An 8,585-nucleotide genomic window follows, 5' to 3' on the forward strand; every position below is an offset into this window, starting at 1 on the left:
CATCCACCCGCCCGGCCGCCAGCGCATCCAGCGCGCTGGAACAGGCGCCGACGATGCTGGCGTCGATGCCGCCCAGGGCCAGCGCGCCGGCCCAGCGGGCGCCGCGCTCCACGTCGGCGCAGATCACCGTCACCCGCCGCCCGCGCAGCCCGGCCACCCAGCCCGGCAGGCGCCGCACCGCGTCGATGGGCAGCAGCGGCAGGGCCAGTTCGAAGGTGGAGCCGACGCCCACCTCGCTGCGCACGCTCACCTCGCCGCCCATCAGCCCCACCAGGTCGTGGACGATGGCCAGCCCGAGCCCCGACCCGCCGTAGCGCCGGCTGGTGGAGTTGTCGGCCTGCCGGAAGGGGTCGAAGATCCGCCCGATGGCCTCGGCGTCGATGCCGATGCCGCTGTCGCGCACCGCCAGCCGCACGCAGGGCAAGGGCTCGCCGGAGACGAGCGCGCACTGGATGCGCACCTCGCCGCGCTCGGTGAACTTGACGGCGTTGCTGATGAGGTTGTTGAGGATCTGGCGCATCCGGTGCGGGTCGCCGCGGAACAGGTCGGGCAGCGCCGGCGCGATGTCGAGGCACAGCTCGAAGCCCTTCTTGCGGGCCGCCGGCGCGAACACCGCCGCGGTCTGCTCGATGGTCTCGCGCAGGTTGAAGGGCACCGCTTCGAGCTGCAGGCTGCCAGCCTCCATCCGCGAGAAATCGAGGATGTCGTTGAGCAGGTGGAGCAGCGCCGTGGCCGACGAGCGTTGGTTGGCCAGCAGCTCCCGCTGGCGGGCGTCCAGCGCGCTGGCGTCGAGCAGCTCGGCGATGCCGATGATGCCGTTCATCGGGGTACGGATCTCGTGGCTCATGTTGGCCAGGAACTGGCTCTTGGCCCGGTTGGCGCTCTCGGCCGCGTCCTTGGCCAGGCGCAGCTCGGCGGTGCGGGTCTCGACGGTCTCCTCGAGCTGGGCCCGGTGGGCGGCCAGGGCCCGGTCGCGGGCGGCCAGCTCGCCCAGCATGGTGTTGAAGGCGTCGGCCAGCTGGCCGATCTCGTCGCCGGTGCTGCGGGTGGCGCGCAAGGCAAAGTCGCGGGATTCGGACACCTGCCGGGCGGTGTCGGTGAGGGCCGTGATGGCGCCGCTCATGGACCGCTGGAGCCGCATCGCCACCCCGGTGGCGAGCAGGAAAGCCAGGCCCAGGGCCACCCCGAACAGCAGGAACTGCAGCGCGACCGTCCCCCACAGGTTGTCGAGCCGGCTGACCACCGCCAGCGAGCCGATCAGCTCGCCGCCGCTGAACATCGGCACCATCACCGACAGGCTGGTCCAGTCGAAGTGGGTGGCGAAGCGGTCGGTGAGGCGGGTCGCGGGCGGCGGCAGGGGCGCGTGCCAGCCCTTGGCCACGTAGCTGTGGGTGAAGCCGCCGTCCTTCTGGACGAGATGGGCGGCCACGATGTCGGGATCGCTTTCGAGGGCCCGGAAGAGGTGGTCGGCGCCGCTGGCGTCCTGGAATTCGAGCACCGCCGAGGCGTTGAAGGCCACCACGTCGGCCACCGCCCGCAGCTTGGCCACCCGGGCCGCGTAGTTCTCCCGCAGCTCGCCGACGCCGACGATCACGAACACGAAGGCCAGCCCCACCGCCACCGCGATGGCCACGATCAGCGCCAGCTTGCGGCGGATCGGGAGCGCGGCGATGCGGGCGTCCAGGGCGGGGCCGAGGCGGCTCATCGATGGCCTCCCACCACATCCCGGGCGAGGCGCAGCATCTGCGGGCTGACCTTCAGCCCGGCCCGCTGGAGCGCCCCCAGATTGACGTCGAACACCAGCCGGTTATCCACCCGCACCAGGGCCACGCCGCCGCCCTGCTCCACGAAACGGGCGTTCTCGCCCACGGTGAGCACGGGCTGCCGGCCCAGGTTGCGGATCGCGCCGGCGAAGCGCTCCTCGTCGCCTTCCGGAACGAACACCTCCTGGCAGTCGGCCAGCTGATCGGGCTGGTTCACCCGGCGGATGCGGATCTCCCGCCCCAGGATCGCCCGCCCCTCGTAGGTGGCCAGCGGCGCGGCGAGGGTGTCGCGGCCGAGCACGCAGATGGTGGCCCCCGCGTTGGCGGCGGGCCATTCGACGTACTTCAGGAAATTGACCAGATAGGCGGCCCGGAGCTGGGCCTCGGATGCGGTTTCGGCCCACACCGCCCCGGGCACGAGGGCCGCCGCCAGCGGCAGGCAGGCCAGCGCGAGCCGGCACAGACGCGAGACCCGGCGGGTCGATACGGAGAAGAGGCTGGCCCCCACCGCAACGACACCCGGGCGGATGAGCCCCGGCGTCATCGGTCAGGCCGAACAGGTCGCACAGATCATGACGGATTTAACGGCCGGGCGGGCTCATTCTTGACCCGTCCGGCCCTCCGTCGACGCTCACCCCTTGCCGGGCACGCCCACCAGCACCGCGCGGAAATCGTTGACGTTGGTGAGGGTGGGCCCGGTGACGAGGGTGTCGCCCAGGGCGCCGAAGAAGCCGTGGCCGTCGTTGGCCTCGAGGCTGTCGCGGGGGCGGATGCCCTGGGCCCAGGCCCGGGCCAGCGTGTCGGGGGCGACGAAGGCCCCGGCGACTTCCTCCATGCCGTCCACCCCGTCGGTGTCACCGGCCATCGCGTGGATATCCGGGGCGCCGTCGAGGGCCAGGGCGAGGGCCAGCAGGAACTCGACGTTGCGCCCGCCGCACCCCTTGCCGCGCACGGTGACGGTGGTCTCACCGCCCGACAGCAGCACGCAGGGCGCACCGGCAGGCTGGCCGTGGCGCTGCACCTGCAGGGCGATGGCGGCCATCACCTTGGCCACGTCGCGGGCCTCGCCCTCGATGCTGTCGCCCAGGATCACCGGCACGATGCCGGCGGCGCGGGCTACCTCGGCCGCGGCTTCGAGCGCCATCTGGGGCGTGGCGATGAGGTGGGTCTCGACCTTGGCCAGGCGCGGGTCGTCGGGCTTGATCGTCTCGCCCTCGCCGGTCTCGAGCAGCCAGCGGGCGCCCTTGGGCAGGTCGATGCCGTAGCGGTTGACGATCTCGAGGGCGTCGGCGCAGGTGGTCGGGTCGCCCACCGTGGGGCCGGAGGCGATGTTCATGGGATCGTCGCCGGGCACGTCGGAGATCATCAGGTTCACGATCCGCGCCGGGTGGAAGGCCGCCGCCAGCCGGCCACCCTTGACCGCCGAGAGGTGACGGCGCACGCAGTTGATCTCGGAGATGGTCGCGCCGCTGTTGAGCAGCGCCCGGGAGATGGCCTGCTTGTCGTGCAGGGTCATGTTGTCGCCAGGCAGCGGCAGCAGGGCCGAGCCGCCGCCGGAGAGCAGGCAGATCACCAGATCGTTGGCGGTCATCTGGCGACCCATGTCGAGCATCCGCCCGGCCGCGGCGCGCCCGGCGCCATCGGGCACCGGATGGGCGGCCTGCACGATGCGGATGTGCTCGCAGGGCACGGCGTGGCCGTAGCGGGTGACCACCAGGCCGGACAGCTCGCCCCGCCAGCGGCGTTCGAGCACCCGCGCCATCTCGGCGGAGGCCTTGCCGGCGCCGATCACGATGGTGCGCCCCTTGGTGGGGGGCTTGGGGAGGAAGGGGGGCAGGCAGTGCTCGGGCTGGGCGGCCTTCACGGCTGCCTTGAACATCCGCGTGAGCAGATCGCGGGGGGTAATCGACATCGGGGTGCCTCCGGGGCGGGTCAGTTGCCGTCCGGCCAAGAGCGGCCGTGACGTCGGCAGAAGTCCTGGATCAGCCAGAACGACAGGGTTGAACGGAATCGGAAGGTGTTGGGCAACCGGTCCACATGAAAGAAAGCGGCGTCCTCGATCTCGCGCGGATCGCAGACGATCTCGCCGCCGGCCCAGTCGGCCTGGAAACCGAGCATCAGCGAGTGAGGGAAGGGCCACGGCTGGCTGGCGAAGTAGCGCACGTCGCGGATCGACAGGGCGGTCTCCTCGAAGATCTCCCGGTGCACCGCCTGTTCGGCGCTCTCGCCGGCATCCACGAAACCCGCCAGCACGCTGAAGACGCCCGGCGGGAAGTGGGGCGAACGACCCAGCAGGATTTCGTCACCCCGCTCGACCGCCATGATGACCACCGGCGAGACGCGGGGGAAGTGCTCGCGCCCGCAGGCGGGGTTGCTGCAGTGACGCACGATGGCACCGCCGCGGTGTTCGGTGGGCGCGCCGCAACTGCCGCAGAAACGGTGGCTGCGATCCCATTCGAGCACCTCCAGCGCCCGCGACAGGGGCGTGCGCGCAGGCAGCGGCAGGCTGTCGTAGAGCCGCTTCGGGTCGCCGAAGAAGGCGCCGAAGGGCGCGCCGACGGGCAGCTCGACCGCAAAGCAGGGCATCCCGTCGAACTCGCCCACCTGCAGCACCGGCAGCGGATCGAGCCCGACGAGGGGGCACGGGCCGCAGGGCACCCCCCCGGTCTCGTCGAGCAGAACCTCCCGGCCGCGGCGGACGAACCACCAGCCGCGGGCATCGGCGAGGTGGCGGGTGTCGGATAAGGGGGCGTTCATCGGCTAGTGCTTCTGCTGGATTCGGGGAATCTCGGGATTGTAGGCAAATCGGGCCCGGGCGGGAGCGCAGGCAGAATCCTTTGCGTACGCAAAAGTACTCATTATGGATCAATTCGGGGCTTACCTTAGACATATTTCTAAAGACATAGGTGCGGGCGCCGCAATCGGACAACGTATTTCACCGTTACGGCCACGCCAACGACCCTGCGCTCCGCTGCTGAGCGCCCGACCGCCGCCCCGGGGCGCACCCAACGCCATGAGACAAAATCTGCCGGTCACGCAGACCGAAGTGCTGCTTCCGCCCGAGCGTCTGCTGGTCTCGCGGACCGACCTGAAGGGCGTCATCACGTACGCCAATCGGGCGTTCGTCGACATCAGCGGCTTCAGCCGGAGCGAGCTGCTGGGCCAGAACCATAACATCGTGCGCCACCCCGACATGCCGCCCCAGGCCTTCGAGGATCTGTGGCGCACCCTCAAGGCCGGCCGGCCGTGGCGGGGGGTCATCAAGAACCGGACCAAGGGGGGCGACTTCTACTGGGTGCTCGCCAACGTGATCCCGGTGACCAAGGACAACCGGGTGGTCGCCTACATGTCGGTGCGCACGCCGCCGACCCGCGCCCAGATCGCCGAGGCCGAGGCGCTCTACGCGCGCCTGCGCAAGGACAAGGCCGGCATGCCCCGGCCGCGACGCCACGGGCTGAGCGGGCTGGCGGCCCGCCTGGGCGCCTACGCCGGGCTCGCCGTGCTGATCGTCGCAGCCGCCGGCCTGATCGGCTACGGCTACATCCGCGACGGGCACACCCAGCTGACCGCCGCCTACGAACACCACGCCGAGCCGGCGCTGGCCGTCGAGCAGATCCTGGCGCTGATGGACGGCGCCTACAAGCACGTGGCCCTCGGGGTGCTGCACGACCCGGCGGGCGGCGCATCCGCCAGCCACGCCCACCCGCTCGACCGCCACCTCAATGCGGTGAAGGACAAGATCGCGCGCATCCGCGAGCTGCGGCAGGTGGTGCGGCAGCGCCCGGCCGACGCCGCCGAGCGGGCCCGGGTGGAGGCCTTCGTGGCCTCGGGCGACGCCTACATCGCCCAGGCGCTCCAGCCGGCCCTGGCCGCCCTGGAGGCGCAGCGCTACGCCGACGCCTCCGCGTTGATGGAGTCGACGCTCTACCCGCTCTACGAAGAGGCCAAGGCCCGGGCGCGGGACGTGAACGCCGGCATCCTGCGCGAGAAGGCCGCCGCCCAGGCCCTCAGCCGGGACAGCGACGACACCGCCCGGACGGTGTTCGTCGGGCTGGCCCTGGCCGGGTCGATCCTGCTGGCGCTGCTCGCCACGCTGCTGATCCGCTCGGTGGTGCGGCCGATGCAGCAGGTCATCCACAACTTCCGGCGAATCTCGGAGGGCGTGCTCCTGGACGAGGTGGACATCCGCCGTCAGGACGACTTCGGCGAAATGTTCGCCTCCCTGGCGGTGATGCAGACCAACCTCAAGGTGATGCTCGACAACATCCAGACCTCGGTGCGCAGCCTGCTCCAGAGCAGCGCCGACCTGGACGCCCAGATGTACCTGGTCACGATGCAGTCCGAGCGGCAGCAGCACGAGGTCGAGCGCGTCGCGGCCACCACCGAAGAGTTCAGCCAGGCGGTCAAGGAGGTGGCGCACAGCGCCCAGCAGACCGCCGAGCACGCCCGCACCTCGAAAGAGCTGGTGGGCGTCTGCAACGCCACCATCGGGCGCAGCATGGCCGCCAACGACGTGGTGGTGGCCACGGTCGACGACTCGAGCCGGATCATCGGCGCCCTCAGCGACAGCATCCAGCGGGTGGGCGAGGTGACCACCGCCATCAAGGAGATCGCCGATCAGACCAACCTGCTGGCCCTCAACGCCGCCATCGAGGCCGCCCGCGCGGGCGAAGCCGGCCGCGGCTTCGCGGTGGTGGCCGACGAGGTGCGCAAGCTGTCCGAGAACACCGCCCGCAGCACCCGCGACATCAGCGCCCTGATCGGCAACATCCAGACCATCGCCGGCAGCGCCGTGCTCGCCATGCAGAAGGCGGTCTCGGAGGTGGACGTGGGCCTGGACGAAATGAAGAAGGGCGTGACCGACCTCGCCCACATCACCGTGGCCAGCGAAGCCGTCAATGACATGGCCCGCCACATCGCCGACGCTGCGCAGGAGCAGGCCACCTCCGGCGAATCGGTGGCCGCCAGCATGGAGGCCGTGGCCGGCATGGTCGAGCAGAACACCGACGTGGCCCGGCTGGCCATGGGGCTCTCGAAAGACCTGCTGAAGACCGCCGAGCGCCTCAAGAAGAGCCTCAACGCCTTCAGCCTCTACGAAGCGGCCCCGCCCCCCGAGCCGTCCGGCGGCCGGGCCACCCCCGGCACCGAGTTCATCGAGATGTAAGCCCCGGCCGAAGGGGCCGCCTCCTCACCGGGACCAGACCGGCCGCCACACCAAGGCCGCTGCCGCCGCCGCCCCTCAGGCGGAAGGCGGCGTCCGCTGCGGCATGAACAGGATCTCATGCTGGGCGGGGCCGAGCAGATCGGCCAGGCTCACCCGATCGAGCGACGCCAGGAAGGCCCCCAGCGCGTTGTCGAGCACCCCGCGCAGGCGGCAGCTGCTGCTCAGCAGGCAGCTGCGCGACCCCGTGAAGCAATCCACCAGCGCCAGATCCGTCTCCATCTTGCGCACCACATCCCCCACCCCGATCTCCGCGGGCGGCCGGGCCAGCCGCAGGCCCCCGCCCTTGCCCCGGATGCCCTCCACAAAGCCGTTGCGGATCAGCTGATTGACCACCTTCATCAGGTGGCTGCGGGAGACGTCGAAGCGCTCCGAGATCTCCTGGATGGTGGGCAAGCGCTCGTCGTTGGACGCCAGGTAGATCAGGACGCGCAGGGCGTAATCCGTGTGCAGGGTGATGTGCATGGCCGACGGTGGCGGCTCGGACGAGCCGGCGGGAGTGCGTGACCCTCCGATTATAGGTGATTTCCTTAAAGATTCATTTTTGTTGACTCTTTTAAAGATGCATTCTAAAGTCAACTTAACAACACCCGACGGAGCGCGCCATGAACACACCGCAATTCACCCCTCCCGAACATCCCGTCGTCGCCCAGGCCTGCGAGGTCATGCGGCGGGCCTACGACCTCGGCTGGATCAGCACCCGCGACGGCAACGTGTCGGTGGCGATGACCGACCGGCGCGGGTTCCTGATCTCGGCCAGCGGCGTGGTGAAGCACGCCCTGACGCCCGGCCAGTTCGTCTTCGTGGCGGCCGACGGCCCCGCGGCGGAGGGCGGACATCCGCCGCCCTCGGGCGAGCTGGCGCTCCACCGCCGCCTGCAGGCCCGCTTCGACCGTCGCGACCTGACGGTGCTGCACCTGCACCCCACCTACATCGTCGCCGCCCTCTACGCCGGGCACCGGCTGGCCGCGCTGTCGGCGGATTTCCCGGAGGTCACCCGCTACACCCGGGTCGGCCCCGACGTGCCGGCCCTGCCCGCCACCAGCGACGAACTCGCCGAAGCCTGCGACGCCGCCTTCCAGCCGGCCCTGGGGCCCGCGCCCCACATCGTCGGCCTCGACCGTCACGGCGTGGTGGCGGTGGGCAGAACGCCCTGGGACGCCTTCGAACACGTCGAGCGGCTGGAGCACATCTGCCGCATCGCCCTCGCCGCCGGCCAGCCGGCCACAGCCCACCAAGGAGCCCGCCATGCCCACGCCCACCCCTGACCCCCGCCGGGTGCTCACCGCCGGCCGCGCCATGATGGCCCTCGCCGGCCTCGGGATGATCGTCTCGACCGCCATCGCCTACCCCCTGGCGGAGCGCTTCGAGCTGGCCACCCAGATCGCCGGCCACCTGGCCCTGCCCGTGTCGGCCGCCTTCTTCAAGCTCGGCTACGTGGTGCGCCTCGCCGCCCACCACGCCCTGGGCAACCTGCAGGCCGGCTGATCCCCCACTTCCCACTTCCCCCTTCCCCCACAAAACCCGAGAGAACCGACCCATGCTAGCCACCACCGCCCGCCCCCTCACCGAAGCCACCACCCCCGTCCTCCCGGACAACG

The 8,585-nt window shown here is 70.9% G+C and carries 8 protein-coding genes; 3 read left to right on the plus strand and 5 right to left on the minus strand.

Annotation, left to right across the window (positions count from 1 at the left end):
* From ACE3N6_RS18695 to nudC, 4 genes are all read right to left on the minus strand, one after another.
* A partial coding sequence (locus tag ACE3N6_RS18695) for an ATP-binding protein (protein ID WP_374247331.1) occupies positions 1-1,705 on the minus strand: 1,705 nt, incomplete at its 3' end.
* A complete protein-coding gene (locus ACE3N6_RS18700; protein WP_374247332.1) occupies positions 1,702-2,307 on the minus strand; it encodes a YfiR family protein in 606 nt (201 codons plus the stop codon). The genes ACE3N6_RS18700 and ACE3N6_RS18695, both read right to left, overlap by 4 nt.
* A gap of 87 nt (positions 2,308-2,394) precedes the next feature.
* Positions 2,395-3,675, minus strand: a complete 1,281-nt coding sequence (locus ACE3N6_RS18705) for a glycerate kinase (RefSeq protein WP_374247333.1) — start codon at positions 3,673-3,675, stop codon at positions 2,395-2,397.
* Between the two features lie 20 nt (positions 3,676-3,695).
* A complete protein-coding gene (gene nudC / locus ACE3N6_RS18710) occupies positions 3,696-4,520 on the minus strand; it encodes an NAD(+) diphosphatase (protein ID WP_374247334.1) in 825 nt (274 codons plus the stop codon).
* A 256-nt stretch (positions 4,521-4,776) separates the two neighbouring features.
* On the opposite strand from nudC, the gene ACE3N6_RS18715 reads away from it, so the two are divergent.
* Complete coding sequence (locus tag ACE3N6_RS18715) at positions 4,777-6,927, plus strand: methyl-accepting chemotaxis protein (protein WP_374247335.1); 2,151 nt, start codon at positions 4,777-4,779, stop codon at positions 6,925-6,927.
* 75 nt (positions 6,928-7,002) lie between these two features.
* On the opposite strand, the gene ACE3N6_RS18720 is transcribed toward ACE3N6_RS18715, so the two are convergent.
* Positions 7,003-7,449 carry an Rrf2 family transcriptional regulator gene (locus ACE3N6_RS18720; RefSeq protein WP_374247336.1) on the minus strand — a complete coding sequence of 149 codons (447 nt, stop codon included), beginning with the start codon at positions 7,447-7,449 and terminating at the stop codon, positions 7,003-7,005.
* Between the two features lie 140 nt (positions 7,450-7,589).
* Here ACE3N6_RS18720 and ACE3N6_RS18725 point away from each other — a divergent pair, with 140 nt between their 5' ends.
* A complete protein-coding gene (locus ACE3N6_RS18725; RefSeq protein WP_374247337.1) occupies positions 7,590-8,252 on the plus strand; it encodes a class II aldolase/adducin family protein in 663 nt (220 codons plus the stop codon).
* Positions 8,233-8,472: a hypothetical protein gene (locus ACE3N6_RS18730; RefSeq protein WP_374247338.1), complete on the plus strand. Its 240-nt coding sequence runs from the start codon at positions 8,233-8,235 to the stop codon at positions 8,470-8,472. The genes ACE3N6_RS18725 and ACE3N6_RS18730 overlap by 20 nt, the downstream gene beginning before the upstream one ends.
* Positions 8,473-8,585 lie beyond the last annotated feature (113 nt).

The organism is Zoogloea sp. (genome assembly GCF_041904905.1).
Classification (GTDB): Bacteria; Pseudomonadota; Gammaproteobacteria; order Burkholderiales; family Rhodocyclaceae; genus Zoogloea.

Bases quoted from the DNA above. Each gene is read 5' to 3' on its own strand.
- ACE3N6_RS18725 (WP_374247337.1), top strand. From the start codon at position 7,590: ATGAACACACCGCAATTCACCCCTCCCGAACATCCCGTCGTCGCCCAG.
- ACE3N6_RS18715 (WP_374247335.1), top strand. From the start codon at position 4,777: ATGAGACAAAATCTGCCGGTCACGCAGACCGAAGTGCTGCTTCCGCCC.
- nudC (WP_374247334.1), bottom strand. From the start codon at position 4,520: ATGAACGCCCCCTTATCCGACACCCGCCACCTCGCCGATGCCCGCGGC.
- ACE3N6_RS18730 (WP_374247338.1), top strand. From the start codon at position 8,233: ATGCCCACGCCCACCCCTGACCCCCGCCGGGTGCTCACCGCCGGCCGC.
- ACE3N6_RS18700 (WP_374247332.1), bottom strand. From the start codon at position 2,307: ATGACGCCGGGGCTCATCCGCCCGGGTGTCGTTGCGGTGGGGGCCAGC.
- ACE3N6_RS18720 (WP_374247336.1), bottom strand. From the start codon at position 7,449: ATGCACATCACCCTGCACACGGATTACGCCCTGCGCGTCCTGATCTAC.
- ACE3N6_RS18705 (WP_374247333.1), bottom strand. From the start codon at position 3,675: ATGTCGATTACCCCCCGCGATCTGCTCACGCGGATGTTCAAGGCAGCC.